Origin of the sequence: Qipengyuania flavescens, from assembly GCF_029688735.1 — a bacterium.
Classification (GTDB): domain Bacteria; phylum Pseudomonadota; class Alphaproteobacteria; order Sphingomonadales; family Sphingomonadaceae; genus Qipengyuania.
Map to the genome: position 1 here is coordinate 659,846 of NZ_JARULD010000002.1, position 16,353 is coordinate 676,198.

Sequence of the window (16,353 nt, forward strand, 5' to 3'; positions counted from 1 at the left end):
TCAGTGAACAAGCCCACCAAGATCACGCCGCCGGAAAAACAGGCCAAGCCGGATCGCGCCTCGCTGCTCGAACGGGCGAGCGGGACGTTCGGCCTCGATAATCTGCGTCCGGCCGGAGTTCCGAAAGGCCTCGACAGCAACAAGGCGAAGAAATTCGCGCCCAAGCGTGCCGCTTCGGAGGCTTCGCCGGAGCAAACGCCGGAGCCGACGCCGAAGCGTCGCGCGTCCGATTACATCGGCGAGAAGGCTGAGCCTGCTCCCACAGCAGCTCCAGTGACTGCGGCCAGCATGGCAGCGCAAGAACCCGAGGTTCCTTCGGTCCGCTTCAGCGGGGAAAAGCGAGAGGTCGTCCGCTCCTTCCTCAGCGAGCAGGGCCTGATCGACCCGGACGGCGGAGCGTCTACCCTGCTGGAAGAATTCCGCATCGTGAAGCGACAGGTGCTGGCAGCCGCCAAGGCCGAAGCCAGCGCGACTGCGCGCCGGGTGCTGATCTGCTCGCCGCATCCCAATGAAGGCAAGACCTTTTGCGCGCTGAATCTCGCCATCGCGATGGCAGCCGAGCGGGATACGGAAGTGCTGCTCATCGATGCCGATTTCGGCAAGCCCTCGATCATGTCGAAGCTCGGTTTAAACGCAGGCAAGGGTTTCATGGATGTTCTGGCGGATAACTCTGCCCATGTCGAAGACTTCGTGGTCGGCACGGACATCCCCGGCCTGTGGGTGCTGCCCGCCGGCGAACGCACCGGGCGCGACAGCGAATATCTCGCCAGCGAACGAACCTGGGAAGTCCTCAACCGCCTCACCCGCGGTGCGCCGAACCGTTTCGTCATATTCGACAGCCCGCCTGCCCTGGCTGCGACGCCGGCAGCCGAGCTGGCGAAGCATGTCGGCCAGGCGCTGCTCGTCGCGCGCAGCGACCAGACGGGACGTGCTGCTTTGGAAGACGCTGTCGACCTGCTGTCGGCATGTCCGGATATCAAGCTGCTGCTCAACGATACCACCTTCAGCCCGAGCGGGCGCCGCTTCGGCAGCTATTACGGTTATGGAGAGACATCCCATGACCAGTAAGGCGTTGCTCGCTCTGGCAACTCTGGCGCTTTCGGGCGTTGTGCCGCTGGCCAGTCCGGCCATGGCGCAGCAAAACCGCGACGCCGGTGCCGATGAGGCCGAGAGCCGCTCGGAAAGCCGCGCCTCGCGCCGCACGCGGATCGATCCCTATATCGAGGCGAATACCATCGCCAATTGGCAGATCACGCCGGGCGACGATGTGCTGACCTACACGCAGCTCGCCGCTGGCGTCGATGCCTCGGTGCAAGGGCGCAATACGGGCGCTGCCGTGTCGCTGCGCTACGAGCGGAACTTCGCCCACCAGTCCGATGGCGCGGATTCCGACACGCTGACCGGCATCGCCCGGGGCTATGCTTCGGTCGTGCCGAATGTGCTGACGATCGAGGCCGGTGCGCTCGCCACGCGGACCAGCGTCGATGGCTCGGGCCGCTCGATCATCGCACCTCTGGCTGCCGACGATTTCACCAGCCAGACCTACTCGGTCTACGCCGGCCCGACACTGCAGACGCAGGTCGAGGGCGTGGACGTCTCCGCCAATTACCGGATTGGCTATACGCGGGTCGACGGACCGGATTTCGTCAGCGCCGGTCGCCAGCCGGTCGACATTTTCGACGAGAGCGTAAGCCACAGCGCGAATGTGCGCGCCGGGATCGCTCCGGGACGGGCAGGGCTGCCGGTCGGCGTGGGAGTCGGCGCTGGCTTCTACCAAGAAGACATCTCCAATCTCGATCAGCGTGTCCGCGACGTCTACGTTCGCGGCGACGTCACGGTACCAGTCACGCCCACCCTCGCGGTGGTCTTCGGTGCCGGGATCGAGGACGTCGAAGTATCGAGCCGCGATGTCCTGCGCGATGCGGACGGCGATCCTGTGCTCGGCAAAGATGGCCGCTTCATCACCGATGAAAGCAGCCCGCGCACCATCGCCTACGAGGCTGACGGGTTGATCTGGGACGTCGGCGTAATCTGGCGTCCGAGCAGCCGCACAGAGTTGCAGGCGACCTTCGGCCACCGCTACGACAGCGAAACCTTCTACGGCAGTTTCAGCTGGGCGCCCAGCAGCCGCAGCACGCTGGGCATCGGCGTTTACGACAGTATCCAGGGTTTCGGCGGCCGCCTGAACAATGCGCTGGCCGCACTGCCGACCGATTTCGAGGTCGTGCGCGACCCTGTCACGGGCGACATTACCGGCTGCGTCAACAGCCTCGACGGGCTGGGCTGCATCGATGGCGCGCTGGGTTCCGTGCGGTCATCGGTCTTCCGCGGGCGCGGTGTCGTGGTGAGCTACACGCATGAGATGGGCCGTACGGTGGCAGGGATCGGTGCCGGGTACGATCGCCGCCGCTTCATCGGCGCGCCGGGCACGATCCTGGAGCTTGCCGACGGGATCGTCGACGAAAGCGTATATGTCACGGCAAATCTGGCTGGGCCGTTCGGTCGCGGCAATTACGCGCTCAACACCTTCGCCAACTGGTTTGAAAGCGGTGCCAGCTCGCTCGGCGATGCCTTCACGCTCGGCACCTCGGCTTCCTATACCGAGCAGGTGTGGCGCAATCTCTCGGCACGGGCCGCCGTGGCGCTCACCATGATCGATCCGGAAGCATCTCCCGACGAGTTCCTCACCGCTTCCGCGCTGCTCGGCCTGCGCTACGACTTCTGATAAGGACGCAGCATGTACGAAGAATATTACGGCTTTCGCGAGCGCCCTTTCCAGCTGACGCCCGACCCGGCTTTCTACTTCGAAAGCGTCACGCATAAGAAAGCGCTGAGTTATCTCGGCTATGGGCTCAACCAGGGCGAGGGCTTCGTCGTCATCACCGGCGAGGTCGGATCGGGCAAGTCCACGCTCGTCGCGCATCTGAAGGAAAAGTTGGACGACGAGCGCATGACGGTGGGCGAAGTCGTGACCAGCGCGCTTGACGACGACGAGATGATCCACGTCGCCGCGCGCAGCTTCGGCCTCGACATCGAGGGCGGCGACAAGGCAGCAGCGCTAGCTGCAATCGAGCTGTTCCTGCACGAAGAAGCCCGCAACGGTCGCCGCGTGCTGCTGATCGTGGACGAGGCGCAGAACCTTTCCATCGGCGCGCTCGAGGAGCTGCGCATGCTGTCGAACTTCCAGCTCGGATCGCATCCGCTGCTGCAGACGCTCCTGCTTGGCCAGCCCGAATTCAAGCACCTGCTCGCGCAGTCGGAAGAGCTCGAGCAATTGCGCCAGCGCGTCATTGCCGCGCATCATCTCGAACCGATGCAGCCGGGCGAAATCGAGCCCTATGTCGAGCATCGTCTGGCGCATGTCGGATGGGACGGCAATCCCGAGATCGACGGCGGCATCTGGGTAAAGCTCCACAAGGCGACAGGCGGCATCCCGCGCAAGATCAACCAGGTCATGACCCGGCTGCTGCTGATGGGTGCGGTGGAAGAACAGTCAGTGCTCGAAGCCGACATGCTCGGAGCGGTGCTGGAAGAAATGAACGGCGATAATTCGCCCGAGGCGCACAGCGAGACTGTCGCCAAGCCGCGCCCGGACCGCGATCTCCCGGCCGCCGAGGCGATCGCTCGTGCACGCAGCGAGCCAGCGCCAGCCAGTTCAGAGGCGCGCGACAAGGGGCTGCTCGATCACCAGATCGAAGCCATCGAAAAGGCGTTCGCCGAACGCGACAAGCACATGGCCGCGATGCGCCGCGAGGTTCAGAAACTCGCCGCCTCGCGCGATCAGGCAGGCGGCGCGCTGCCGCCGGATGCCGACAAGCGCCTCGAAGCCATCGAGCGCCGCCTCGACGAGCAGGAACAATCGCTGCGACATGTGCTCACGATGATGATAGACTATTTCGAGAGCCAGGCGACGCGCGCAGCGGCCTGACACGTCGGGAGGGGCCGGTGACACAGCACAGCATCGTCAACGGCCTGTCGGTCGATGTCGAGGATTGGTTCCAGGTCGGCGCCTTCGAACACACGATCAAGCGTCAAGATTGGGATTCGCTCCAGCTGCGGGTGGGCGAAAATGTCGCGCGCATCCTCGACCTGTTCGACGCCGCCGGAGTGAAGGCGACCTTTTTTACGCTGGGCTGGGTGGCGCAGCGCAATCCCGCGGCCATGCGCGCCATCGTCGAGCGCGGACACGAACTCGCCAGTCATGGCTATGATCATACGCGCGTGTTCACCTTTACCCAGCAGGAATTTGCCGACGATCTCGCCAAGTCGCGGGCTATCCTGGAGGACGCGGGTGGGGCGGCAATCACCGGTTATCGCGCGCCGAGTTTCTCCATCGACGCGCGCAACTCATGGGCGCACGAGGTGCTGGCCGAGCACGGCTATGCCTACTCCTCCAGCGTCGCTCCCGTGGTCCATGATCACTACGGTTGGCGTGAGGCACCGCGGTTCGCGTTCAATCCCGTACCGGGCAGCGATCTCGTCGAGATTCCGGTGACCACGGCGGTATTCAGAGGCCGTCGTCTGGCTGCGGGAGGCGGCGGGTTTTTCCGCGTACTGCCTTATGCATTCAGTCGCTGGGCCATCCGGCAAGTGAACCGGCAGGATCGCCGTCCGGCGGTCTTCTACTTCCATCCGTGGGAAGTCGACCCCGATCAGCCGCGGGTCGCCGGAGCGCCGATGCGCTCGCGGCTGCGGCACTACACCAACCTGTCGCGCATGGAGGACAAGCTGTCCGACCTGCTGGGCGAGTTCGCCTGGGGCCGGATGGACGAGCTTGCCGCGCGAGAGGCCACGCGCAGTCTCGACTGGGCGGCATGAACGCGCCGGTGACGCATAGTGCCACGCTGCGTGCGGTCGATTTCGGCGATTCAGTCGAACTCGCACGGATCGAGCGGTTCGTAGCCGAGAACGGCGGCAGCGTCTTCCAACGCCCGCTGTGGCTTTCCGCCATTGCAGAGGGCACCAGCAATCAGGCGCACGGGATCGTCGTCGAGCGGGGGACGACCCTGTCGGGGTGGCTGCCGCTCACATTAGTCCACTCGCCGCTGTTCGGGCGGGCGCTGGTATCGAGCGGGTTCGGGGTCGGCGGCGGGATGCTGGTTTCGCGCGAGCGCGACGTCGATCTCCTCGCCCAGGCTGCCACCGAACTCGCCCAGCGGCTGTGTGTCCCTAGCATCGAATTACGGCATGCGGTTGCGCCCCGCGATTGGGACACGATCGCGGGCAAGCACGCCAATTTCGCGCGCGATCTTGCGGAAGACGACGAAGCCCAATTGCTCGCCATCCCGCGCAAGGCGAGGGCGGAAGTGCGCAAGGGTCTCGCCAACGATCTGACCATCACCGTCGGCAGCAGCGAGCAGGACCGCGCTGCGCATTATGCCGTCTATGCCGAAAGCGTGCACAATCTCGGGACGCCGGTCTTCCCGCGCAGCCTGTTCGATGCGGTGCTCGACCGGTTCGGCGCCGATGCCGATATCCTCACCGTGAGTCACGGCGGGAGACCGACCGCGAGCGTACTGTCGCTCTATCATAACGGCACCGTGATGCCCTTCTGGGGTGGCGGGACCTTTGCCGCCCGCGGCCTCCGCGCGAACGAGCGCATGTACTACGAGTTGATGCTCCACGCCCGGCGCAAGGGCTGCGCGCGCTTCGACTTCGGCCGCTCCAAGACCGGGAGTGGGCCCTTCAGCTTCAAGAAGAACTGGGGCTTTGAGCCCGAACCGCTGGTCTACCGCAGCTGGAGCGCGCCGGGCAGCGAGGCGCGCAATATCGACCCGACCGATGCGGGCTATTCCGCCAAGATCGAATTGTGGAAGCGGCTGCCGCTAACGCTCGCCAACCGGATCGGCCCTGCCATAGCGCGCGGTCTCGGTTGAACTCGGCGCTGGCTATGGGCGACATCCTGTTCCTCGCGCACCGAGTACCGTTCCCGCCCGATCGTGGAGACAAGATACGCTCCCACCACCTCCTCAAGGGGCTTGCGCGCCTTGGACCGGTGCATGTCGGAACTTTTGCGGAGAACGATAGCGATCTGGCGCAAAAGGGCGCGCTGGCCGAAATCGCCAAGACTCATGCCTTGATCGAGCGCAGCAAACCGCTGCCGCTTGCCGGCATCCAGGCGGTGCTCGCCAGCAAGCCGATAAGCCTTGCGGCATTCGAGCATGAGGCCATGCGTCGCTACGTCCACAAGACCCTCGGCAATCATCGCATCGATACGATCTTCGTATTCTCTGGGCAGATGGGGCAATACATCCCTGACGATTATCACGGCCATGTCGTGATCGATCTGTGCGACGTCGATAGCGCCAAATTTGCCGCCTATGCCGAGGCTGGAGAGCGAAAGTGGCTCAACGGTCGCGAGGCGCGGCTGCTGGCGCGCGAAGAGGCGCGACTTGCCCATCGCGCCGACCGCCTGCTGCTGATCAGTAGCGCCGAGGCGAATGTGCTCTCGGCCAATCTCGACAATCTGTCCGGCACGGACATCCGCCCGCTCGGCAACGGGATCGACGCCGATTTCTTCGATCCGATCGGCGTGGCCGGTCAGGAGGAGCTGGTCGAGGCCGAGGACCCGCAGATCGTCTTCACCGGACAGATGGACTACGCGCCCAATATCGCGGCTGCCGAATGGATGATCGACGCGGTCATGCCGAAACTGCGCAAGCGCTTCTCGCGCGCCCGCTTCCATATCGTGGGCCGGGCGCCGACGGCTGCGTTGAAAGCTCGCCACGGTGAAGCGGGGACGCGTGTATGGGGCGAAGTGCCCGACGTACGCCCGTTCCTGAAAGCCGCCGATGTCGTGGCGGCACCGCTGATGATCGCGCGGGGCGTCCAGAACAAGGTGCTCGAAGCCATGGCGATGGCGCGACCGGTGCTGCTGACGCCGGGCGCGGCGAACGGCATCGATGCGACAAGCGATGTGCATTTCGCCGTCATCAAGCCCGATCCCGATCTGTGGGTCGAGCGGATCGAACGGCTTGCGACCGATGGGGCGATGGCACACGGCATGGGGGCGGCGGCGCGCCGGTTCGTGGTCGAGACCATGAGCTGGGATAGCGTCTACGCGCAGCTTCCTCAGATAATCTCTCCAGAGAAGGCGGGGCAAGATGCCGCCTGACATTGCTCTCGATACGGCGCCTGCAAGGGCGTGGAGCAGTCGCTTGAGCCAGCTCGCGCTGGTCTGGCTGCTGCTGTTTGTCGTGACCTCCGAGGAGTGGGCGCAGATGGCCCACCAGTGGTGGAATATCGACACTTACAGCCACATCCTGCTGATCCCGGCGATACTCGCCTGGCTGGTATGGATCAAGCGAGACGAACTCGCTGCGCTGGTCCCCGAAGGCTGGTGGCCGGCTCTTGCGTGGTTCGGTGCGGGCTTCCTCGTTTGGCTCGGCGGTCGCGCGCTCGATATCAACCTGTTCGCACAGGCTGGCGCGGTAATGACCTTCCAGGGTGCCGCCATCGCGCTGCTGGGCTTGCGGGTCAGCCTTATCCTCGCGCTGCCTATCGCCTACTCGTGCTTCCTGGTGCCTTTCGGCGACGAGATCATTCCTCAGCTGCAGACCATTACCGCGCATCTCGCGACATGGCTCACGCAAGCGAGTGGCGTCGCCATGGTGTCCGACGGCATCTATATCGACACGCCGGCCGGCCTCTTCATCGTGGCGGAAGCCTGTTCAGGCGTGAAATTCCTGATCGCAATGGTGGCGCTCGGCACACTCGTCGCCTTCACCTGCTTCGAAAGCTGGACTCGCCGTGCTTGGCTCATGCTCGCCTGCATCGTCGTGCCGATTATCGCCAACGGCATTCGCGCCTGGGCGACGATCTTCATCGCGCAATACGTCGGCGCGGAAGCCGCCGGGAGCTTCGATCACATCGTCTACGGCTGGTTCTTTTTCGGCATTGTGATTGCGCTCGTCCTCGGCATGGCCTGGCGCTGGTTCGAGCGTGACCCGGAAGACGCCGGCTGGTCGCTCGCCGAGATCGAGGCGATGCCGGCCGTCGCGGCGCTCGAGCGAAAGACCATGTCGGCGACCTTCATCGTCGCCATCATGCTCGTCGTCGCAATCGCCTTTGCCGCCGTCGCGCACCTCGGCTAGGACGCCGGCCCATGTGCGGGATCGCGGGTATTTTCCATTACGAGACGGTGAAGCCGGTCGATCCCAAACGGGTCGAGGCCATGACGAATGCGCTCGCACATCGCGGCCCGGACGGCGCGGGCGTCTGGACCGCCCCGGGCGTCGGCCTTGGCCATCGGCGGTTGTCGATCATCGATCTGGCCGGATCGCCCCAGCCGATGCATTCGGCGGACGGGCGCGCGGTCATCGTCTTCAACGGCGAAATTTACAATTACCGCGAACTGCGCCGCGAGTTGGAGCAGGGCGGGGCGCAATTTCGCACCGATGGCGATACGGAGACGATACTCGCCGCGTGGCAGAAGTGGGGGCCGCGCTGCCTCGAACGGCTCGACGGCATGTTCGCCTTCGCGCTCTACAATTGCGGGACCCGGCAGCTGTTTCTCGCCCGCGACCGGCTCGGAGTGAAACCGCTCTACATCGCGGAATTGCCGGGAGGCGCGCTGGCCTTTGCTAGTGAGCTCAAGGGCCTGCTGGCCAATCCGCTGCTCAGGCGGACGATCGACCCTCTGGCGATCGAGGATTTCATGACCTGGGGCTATGTGCCGGATCACCGCGCGATTCTGCGCGGCGTTCGCAAGCTTCCGGCGGGGCACTACCAATTGCTGGAGCACGGTCGCACCCCGGCTTTGCCGGTGCAGTGGTGGGACGTGAGCTTCGCCGAGCGGTCGAGGGGTTCGCAGCAGAATTACTCAGCCGAGCTGCTCCACCTGATACGCGAAGGCGTGACCAGCCGGATGGTCGCCGACGTGCCGCTGGGCGCCTTTCTCTCGGGCGGGGTAGACAGTTCATCCGTCGTCGCGCTGATGAGCGAAGCAAGCGCGCAGCCGGTCACCAGTTGCTCCATCGGCTTCGACGTGGCGGGCGTGGACGAGACGGCGCATGCCCGAAAAGTGGCGGAGCTATTCGCCACCGATCATCACGAGCGCATCGTATCGGCCGACCAGTTCGAGGAGATCGATCGCATCGCGGGCATATTCGACGAGCCGTTTGCCGATGCGAGCGCTCTGCCGACGTTGCGCGTATGCGAGCTGGCGCGAGAGCATGTAACGGTGGCGCTATCCGGCGACGGGGCGGACGAAGCGCTGGCAGGATACCGCCGCCAGCTATTCCACGCGCGTGAAGAGCAGGCTCGCGCAGTCCTGCCGCAAACCCTGCGCGAACCGGTGTTCGGTGCACTTGGAAGCATCTGGCCAAAGGCCGACTGGGCGCCACGTCCGCTGAGAGCCAAGGCGACTCTGCTCTCGCTCGCCCAGAGCGGCGAGGCCGGCTACGCGCGCGCGCTCGCCATTCTCGCGCCCGAGCAAAGAACCGCGCTCTATGGTGAGGCGATGATCCGTGACCGCGGTGAATATCGCGCGGAACAGCCGTTCGAGAAACTGATGCGCGAGGCTCCGGCGCGTAGCGGGCTAGACCGCGCACAATATGCCGATCTCAAGTTCTGGCTGCCCGGCGACATCCTGACCAAGACCGACCGTACGAGCATGGCCGTCGGCCTCGAGGCGCGCGAGCCCTTGCTCGACCACCGCTTCATCGAATTTGCCGCGCGCCTGCCACATCGGCAGCGTTTTCGCGGCACGACGGGCAAGTGGCTGATGAAGCACACGATGGAACGCTATCTGCCGGACGACATCCTCTATCGGCCGAAGCAGGGGTTCGTGACACCGATCGCCGAATGGTTCCGCGGGCCGCTGGCGGATGCGGCGCGCTCGGTCGCGTCGAGCGAGCTTCTGGTCGGAAGCGGATGGTTTGCCCGCAAGCCACTCGCGCAACTGGCCGAAGCGCATATCGCCGGCCGGTCCGACAACAGCCGTGTGTTGTGGCAATTGTTGATGCTGGAACGCTCGCTGCGCCACCTCAAGCCCAGCGGCTGAGCCCGGTTCAGTCGGCGAAGCCGTGGCCGCGCGCCATGTATTCGGTGCTTTGCATTTCCTTGAGGCGGCTGACGGTACGCTCGAACTCGAACGACCCTTCGCCCTTGGTGTAGAGGTCCTCCGGCTCGGCGGCAGCGGTGGCGAACAGCTTGACGTTGTTCTCGTAGAGCGCGTCGACGAGCTTGGTGAAGCGGATCGCCTCGTTCTGGTTGTCAGGCGACATGGCCGGGATGCCGACCACGATCACGCTGTGATAGGCATGGGCGATCGCGAGATAGTCGGCGGCGCCGCGGTTCTCGCCGCACAGCCGCTTGAAGCTGAAGACGGCGACCCCCTTGAGGCTCTTTGGCACATGCAGCATCCGCCCGCCGCCGAGGTCGAGCGTACCCGACGGCACGTGCTCGGCGTCCTCCGGCTTGTAATCGGTGAGGCGGAAGAACGCCTCGCGCACCTGCGCGGTCGCCTCGTCGCCGAGCGGCGAGTGCCAGGTGTCGATATCCCCGAGCCGGTCGAGCCGGTAGTCGGTCGGACCGTTGAGCGGCAGCACATCGAATTCGGCTTCGACCAGGTCGATGAAGGGCAGGAAGAGCGAGCGGTTGAGGCCGTCCTTGTAGAGATCGCGGGGAGGGCGGTTGCTGGTTGTGACCACAGCTAGCCCCTCGTCGCAGATCAGCGCGGTGAACAACCGGCTCATGATCGCAGCATCGGCCGTGTTGGTGACGACCATCTCGTCGAAGGCAAGGCAGCGGACGTCCTTGGCAATGTCGCGCGCGACTTTGCCTGTCGGATCGCCCGGATCGGTTTCGCGCCGCTCGCGCATGCGGCGGTCGACCTCGAGCATGAACTCGTGGAAATGGACGCGGCGCTTCTGCTCGATCTCCAGCGTCTCGACGAACAGGTCCATCAGCATCGACTTGCCGCGACCGACGCCGCCCCACATGTAGACGCCCTGCGGCCGCGTTTTCCTGGCCCGGAACAGCTGCGAGATGATGCCGCCGGGGGAGTCCGCCTGCAATTCGCGTTGCAACCGATCGAGCCGTTCGGCAGCGCGGCGCTGGTCCGGGTCCGAGCGCAGCTCGCCGGCTTCGACTAGCCGCTCGTAACGCGCGAGCATGCCGCTCATCGCGGGGTCGGGCGGCGGTGCATCTTCTTCACGATGCCGGAGAAGCTTGCGACGGTGTGATCCTCCTGCTCGACGGTGCCGCGCACGAACACCATGCTGCCGGTCTCGCGTACGATCTCGCACACCGCATCGAGCGGGCGGTCGGGCTGGCCGCCGCCGACGAACTGGGTGGAAAGCTCGACCGTCACCGACGGTCCGGCATTCCCGCTACCGATCGTGTGCATGGTCGTGAACAGGCTGATGTCGATCAGCGAGAGCGTGACTGCGCCATGGATGATGCCCTGCAGGTTTTCGTGCCGCCGTTCCGGGAACATGCGCAGCCGCGCCTTGCCGTCATCATCGATGCGCGTGATGAGCTTGCCCATCACCGCACCGTTGAACAGCGACTGATCCTTCAGGTTCCAGTGCCGCCAGCCCGGATTGTCCGGGTCGGGCCCGTGATCGAAGACCTCGTCCGGCAGCACGTCAGATCGCGCGTTCGGCGATCATCTTCTTGGTTTCGGCGATCGCCTTGGCCGGCGAAAGGCCCTTGGGGCACACGTTCGCGCAGTTCATGATCGTGTGGCAGCGATAGAGTCGGAACGGGTCCTCCAGCTGGTCGAGCCGCTCGCCGGTCATCTCGTCGCGGCTGTCGGCCAGCCAGCGATAGGCTTGCAGCAGGATCGCCGGGCCGAGGAACTTGTCGCTGTTCCACCAATAGCTGGGGCAGGCGGTCGAGCAGCAGGCGCACAGGATGCACTCGTAAAGCCCGTCGAGCTGCTCACGCTGCTCGGGCGACTGGAGACGTTCCTTGCCGCTCGGCGTGGTCGAAACGGTCTGCAGCCAGGGGCGGATGCTGGCATATTGCGCGTAGAAATGCGTGAAATCGGGCACGAGATCCTTGATCACGTCCATGCTCGGCAGCGGGGTGATGCGGATTTCGCCCTTGAGATCCTCGATCGCCGTGGTGCAGGCGAGGCCGTTCTTGCCATTGAGGTTCATCGAGCACGAGCCGCAAATGCCTTCGCGGCAGGAGCGGCGGAAGGTCAGCGTCGGATCGATTTCGTTCTTGATCTTGAACAGCGCGTCGAGGACCATAGGCCCGCAATCGTCGAGGTCGAGCTCGAACGTGTCGTAGCGCGGGTTTTCGCCGGTGTCGGGATCGTAGCGGTAGATCTTGAACTTGCGAATGCGAGAACCGCCGTCAGCACTATGGGCGCGGCCTTTGCCGGTGATCTTCGAATTCTTGGGAAGGGTGAAGGTCGCCATTACGCAGTCGTTCCTGTTGCTTTCTGCCACCCATCTAGCGGTTCATGCGAGTGGCGCAAGGCCGACGATGCTGCAATTCCTGCACACTGTGTCCAACAGGATCGAAGACATGGACCGCATGGACCACAGTCCAAGGCGGAAAAAAGCGAGATTGCGAAAATGGCCGAATTCTGCGGGGGGTCTAGGGAACAATCCGGACATGCAATCGGTCTAGTCCGATAGGATGGACGTAGGAAAGCAAATTCACAGAGCTGCCGTGTTCGGAGCCAGCGGCGGCATCGGGCGCGCGCTTGCAGAGGCGCTGGTGAAGCAAAGCGTGGAGGTCTGGGCAGGGTGCCGTTCAGGCGATCCCGGCATTGCAGCGGCACAGCCTTTTGCCTTCGATCTCGACGATGAAACCAGCATCGCCGAGGCGGCGGACGCCATGAGCGACGCACCGCCCGACCTCGTCATCGTCGCCAGCGGCGTGCTGACACTGGACGACGGCACCGGGCCCGAGCGCAGCTACCGCTCGCTCGATCCCGATGCGATGGCGCGCGTATTCCTACTCAACTCCATCGGCCCGGCAATCGTCGCAAAGCACATGCTGCCGCTGTTCGACCGGAAGGAACGCTGCGTGTTCGCGGCACTATCGGCCCGCGTGGGCTCGATTTCCGACAATAGTCTCGGCGGTTGGCATAGCTATCGCGCCAGCAAGGCGGCGCTCAACATGCTGCTGAGAAACTTCGCGATCGAACTGGGTCGCACCCACAAGCAGGCCGTGATCGCCGGCCTCCATCCGGGCACGGTCGACACGCAACTATCCGAGCCGTTTCAGTCGAACCTGCCCGATGGCCAGCTCACTGCGCCGGGTGAAGCTGCTGCGAACCTGCTCGAAGTCATCTCCAGGCTCAAGCCTTCGGACAGCGGCAAGATTTTCGATTACGCTGGCGAGGTGATCTCGGCATAGAAAAACCGCCCCGCGCCGGGTGGCGCGAGGCGGTTTCGTTTCAAGCGGTTTCAACCCGTCTCGGATCAGCCGAACAGGATATCGCCAACCGGGATTGCATCGAGGTTTTCGAAGATGATCGTCTGGTCGATCACGCCATCGCTGTCGATATCGATTTCCAGGCGATTGTCGATTGCGGTAAGGGTCGAGGCTTCGGTGATGCCGAGGCCCGACAGGTCGACCGTGTCGACGCCCTCTTCGAAGTCGGTGATGATGTCGGTGCCGCCATTGGTGAAGCTGTCCGTAAACAGACGCTCGTCGGAAGCGAACACGAATACGTCCGCACCGCCGTTACCGGTCAGGACATTGTCCTGCTCGTTGGTGATAATGACGTCGCGATAGTCCGTACCGACCGCATTTTCGATTTCGGTGCCATAGGCGATCGAGATGTTCTGGTATTGCATCGCCTCGACACCGGCATGCCCGGTATCGGCTGCAATGTCGCTCGCATTCAGACCCATGTAACGGCTCGTCACGCTGTCGATCGTCGCCTGATCGGCAGGCGCGTAGTAATCCTCGATGCCATAAGCCACCTCGATCGCGTCATTCAGCGATTGCAAGGCCTCTGCCTGATCGGCAGTGGTGATGTTGCCCTGGCCGGCCGACGAGAACTGCCCGTCGCGCAGGTCGATAAGAACGCTCGCTTCGAAGCCCGAGAGGTCGATCGTGTCGATGCCACCGGCGTCGTAGATCGTCAGATAGGGGTGCTCGTTCTGCGTGAAGTCGAACACCGCACGATCTGCGGTCGAGTTGAAGCCGTAGGTGGTATCGTCGGCGCGGGTGGTCGGATCGGCGCCGTAAACCTGCTGGATGGTGTAGACATCATGCAGCAGCGGCGTCTGCGGATTACTGAAGAAGAACGTTCCCCAGTCGACGATGCGCGCACCGGTTTCCGATGCGCCCCAATACGACATGATCGAATACTGCTCGGAATCCTGGGCATATTCGGCCTGGTCGAGATAGGTCGTTGCGCCAGCACCATTGTAGGCGCCGGGGTGACTGAGGCCGATCGCATGACCGATTTCGTGGGTGAGCGTCGTTGCGCCGTAACCACCAAAGCTCAGGTCGCCGTTGGAATAGTTCCCTTCGTGGAGAAGCGTGCCGTCGGCGTCGAAGTAGCTGCGGGGATCGGCCACAAAGACATCGCCAAAGAAATTGTAGCCGCGAGCGTTCGTGAAGCCGTATTCCGGATAGTAGGCATAAGCCTGCGCCGGGTCCCAGCTATTGGCGAACTGGATGTCGGCGCCGCGGCCGTTGCTCTCCACGAATTCGGGCGAAATCAGATCGTCCCATAGCGCGATCGATGCACGCGCGGCATCCTGCTGGGCAGCGGTGAACGGAGCGGCTCCGTTATTGGCGCCGAAGTTATACTGCGGGCTGTTGTACAGGCCGACCAGATTATCGTTCTGAAGGAAGGTATAGGTGATCCGGTTGCTGCCGGTGATATTGTGCGAATTGCCGGAGAAGATCTGGTCGACGACCTGATCGAGGTCGGCGATCAGCTTGCCGCGGTATCCGAAGCCGAAGCCGCCGAAATTGTCGAGGTTGAAGTCCTCGGCCAGCGCGCCGGTATCGTAATCGAGCACGGTGTCGAGCGTGATCTGATCACGCAGTTCGCTGCCGTGATCGCAAGCGTCTGTGCAGGTGTGCGTGTAGAGATAGTCTGTCCCCTCGGACAGCACGTTATGGCGCGGCATGGACCCCTCCAAAAATGTGAAAATACGACCCTTGGTGCACCAAGCACCAAGTAACCGCATCCTAACCATAGGTCAGGCGGTGGCAAGGGCGTTTACCGCTTTTTCACACAGTTCGGGCAACATATCTGAAGTCGCGGAGGATGTCCGCGCAATATGACGAACGTGCTATCCGTCGGCGATATTTGCGCACAACTCAGCCGGCAGCGATGAGCCCGTTCCTCCTCCACGATTCGGCGAGCAGTGTTTCGAGCAGATCTGCATGGCTGAACCCGGCTTTCGCCGCAGCCTTGGCCATGACCTTCTCCGACCACAGATTGCAGTTGAGATTGATCTCGATGAAGTTGATGTCGCCGGTTTGGAGATCGAGCCGGAATTCGATCCGACCGTAATCGAACGGCACGAATTCCTGCGCGACCTTGCGCGCCATGGCCTCGATCTTCGGTGCAAGGTCGGGATCGTCGAAGCGTTTCAGCGCTGCCTTCTCCTTGTTTTCGACCAGGTCGCGCTTCTCGTAATACGTCCACAGGCGCTGCGTATCCTCGCGCTCGTACCACAGCATGGGGAGTGCAATCGGCTCGTCCTCGATCGTGATGAACGCGCATTGGACGTCGTAGCCGTTGAGATACGGCTCGACGATCGCATCGTGGCCTTCGGTATGGATGTGCCAGACCGCGTTGGCGACTTCGACCCAGTTGCTCGCGTCGGTGATGCCCCAGCTGGCGGAGGAGGCGTTTGGCTTGATCACCCAGCGGCCGGCGTCCTTCGCGGGAAGGTCGTCCTGACGGATCGGGGCGCCGCGGCGGTAACAGAACCAGGGCGCGGTCGGCACGCCGGCGTGTTCGCAGACGAGCTTCGACACCGATTTGTCGTCGCCCAGTCCGCGCAGAAAGGGCATGGCGCCGAGATAGGGGATCGCGTGCTTGTTGCACAGAATCGGGATCAGCATCTCGCTGTTCACGAAGCCGCCACGGTTAAGCAGCGGAAACACGAAATCCACGTCGGGCTTCTCGAACAGCACTTCGTAGTGGTTGGCGAATTCGAGATTGAGGCCGAGCTCCTCCAGGGTGGAGCGGACCTCGTGATGATAGATGGCGTGATTACCGTCTTCGGGGTGCATCCCCCCGCCGAACAGGGCGTGCTTGGCCATGAACAGCATGCGGATGCGGTCCTTGGCTTCTTCAGGAATGCGAAGGGGGGAAATCGGTTTGGTCATGGCATGCCCGTTAATGATTTTCGCCGCCATTACGCAACGCAGCCCAGCGCCGCTACCGAATTCTGCACGCGAGAAACCGCT

14 protein-coding genes are annotated in these 16,353 nt (G+C 63.6%); 9 read left to right on the plus strand and 5 right to left on the minus strand.

Annotated features, from left to right (window positions below; translation table 11 throughout):
* Window positions 1-3 precede the first annotated feature (3 nt).
* Genes P8R33_RS08480 through P8R33_RS08515 form a run of 8 tightly spaced genes read left to right on the plus strand, consistent with a single transcriptional unit; the run spans window position 4 to window position 10,003 of the window.
* Window positions 4-1,068 (plus strand): P-loop NTPase family protein, encoded by a 1,065-nt coding sequence (locus tag P8R33_RS08480; RefSeq protein WP_278328541.1) that lies wholly within the window; start codon window positions 4-6, stop codon window positions 1,066-1,068.
* Window positions 1,058-2,725 (plus strand): preprotein translocase subunit YajC, encoded by a 1,668-nt coding sequence (locus P8R33_RS08485; protein ID WP_278328542.1) that lies wholly within the window; start codon window positions 1,058-1,060, stop codon window positions 2,723-2,725. The genes P8R33_RS08480 and P8R33_RS08485 overlap by 11 nt, the downstream gene beginning before the upstream one ends.
* A gap of 12 nt (window positions 2,726-2,737) precedes the next feature.
* The gene (locus tag P8R33_RS08490) at window positions 2,738-3,928 is read left to right on the plus strand and encodes an XrtA/PEP-CTERM system-associated ATPase (RefSeq protein WP_278328543.1); all 1,191 of its coding nucleotides are present in this window, start codon (window positions 2,738-2,740) and stop codon (window positions 3,926-3,928) included.
* A 17-nt stretch (window positions 3,929-3,945) separates the two neighbouring features.
* Window positions 3,946-4,818 (plus strand): XrtA system polysaccharide deacetylase, encoded by an 873-nt coding sequence (locus P8R33_RS08495; RefSeq protein ID WP_278328544.1) that lies wholly within the window; start codon window positions 3,946-3,948, stop codon window positions 4,816-4,818.
* Window positions 4,815-5,876, plus strand: a complete 1,062-nt coding sequence (locus P8R33_RS08500) for a FemAB family XrtA/PEP-CTERM system-associated protein (RefSeq protein ID WP_278328545.1) — start codon at window positions 4,815-4,817, stop codon at window positions 5,874-5,876. The genes P8R33_RS08495 and P8R33_RS08500 overlap by 4 nt, the downstream gene beginning before the upstream one ends.
* A gap of 14 nt (window positions 5,877-5,890) precedes the next feature.
* Window positions 5,891-7,114, plus strand: coding sequence for a TIGR03087 family PEP-CTERM/XrtA system glycosyltransferase (locus P8R33_RS08505; protein ID WP_278328546.1), 1,224 nt, complete (start codon window positions 5,891-5,893; stop codon window positions 7,112-7,114).
* A 43-nt stretch (window positions 7,115-7,157) separates the two neighbouring features.
* The gene (gene xrtA, locus P8R33_RS08510; protein ID WP_347569044.1) at window positions 7,158-8,093 is read left to right on the plus strand and encodes an exosortase A; all 936 of its coding nucleotides are present in this window, start codon (window positions 7,158-7,160) and stop codon (window positions 8,091-8,093) included.
* Window positions 8,094-8,104: 11 nt separating this feature from the next.
* Entirely contained in the window at window positions 8,105-10,003 is a 1,899-nt protein-coding gene (locus P8R33_RS08515; RefSeq protein WP_278328548.1) for an XrtA/PEP-CTERM system amidotransferase, read from the plus strand.
* 7 nt (window positions 10,004-10,010) lie between these two features.
* Here P8R33_RS08515 and zapE read toward each other — a convergent pair whose 3' ends face one another.
* From zapE to P8R33_RS08530, 3 genes are read right to left on the minus strand one after another with little or no spacing between them, the layout of a single operon-like run.
* Window positions 10,011-11,126 carry a cell division protein ZapE gene (zapE, locus tag P8R33_RS08520; RefSeq protein WP_278328549.1) on the minus strand — a complete coding sequence of 372 codons (1,116 nt, stop codon included), beginning with the start codon at window positions 11,124-11,126 and terminating at the stop codon, window positions 10,011-10,013.
* On the minus strand, window positions 11,123-11,587 hold the full coding sequence (locus tag P8R33_RS08525; protein WP_446532507.1) for a PaaI family thioesterase: 465 nt from the start codon (window positions 11,585-11,587) through the stop codon (window positions 11,123-11,125). The genes zapE and P8R33_RS08525 overlap by 4 nt, the downstream gene beginning before the upstream one ends.
* A gap of 4 nt (window positions 11,588-11,591) precedes the next feature.
* Window positions 11,592-12,374 (minus strand): succinate dehydrogenase iron-sulfur subunit, encoded by a 783-nt coding sequence (locus tag P8R33_RS08530; RefSeq protein ID WP_278328552.1) that lies wholly within the window; start codon window positions 12,372-12,374, stop codon window positions 11,592-11,594.
* Window positions 12,375-12,597: 223 nt separating this feature from the next.
* On the opposite strand from P8R33_RS08530, the gene P8R33_RS08535 reads away from it, so the two are divergent.
* Entirely contained in the window at window positions 12,598-13,323 is a 726-nt protein-coding gene (locus P8R33_RS08535; RefSeq protein ID WP_278328553.1) for an SDR family NAD(P)-dependent oxidoreductase, read from the plus strand.
* Window positions 13,324-13,388: 65 nt separating this feature from the next.
* Here the strand turns inward: P8R33_RS08535 and P8R33_RS08540 are convergent, their stop codons facing one another.
* Together P8R33_RS08540 and P8R33_RS08545 are read right to left on the minus strand one after the other, a co-directional pair.
* Window positions 13,389-15,059 (minus strand): M10 family metallopeptidase C-terminal domain-containing protein, encoded by a 1,671-nt coding sequence (locus P8R33_RS08540; RefSeq protein ID WP_278328554.1) that lies wholly within the window; start codon window positions 15,057-15,059, stop codon window positions 13,389-13,391.
* A 193-nt stretch (window positions 15,060-15,252) separates the two neighbouring features.
* Window positions 15,253-16,272: a D-alanine--D-alanine ligase family protein gene (locus P8R33_RS08545; RefSeq protein ID WP_278328555.1), complete on the minus strand. Its 1,020-nt coding sequence runs from the start codon at window positions 16,270-16,272 to the stop codon at window positions 15,253-15,255.
* Window positions 16,273-16,353: the final 81 nt, after the last annotated feature.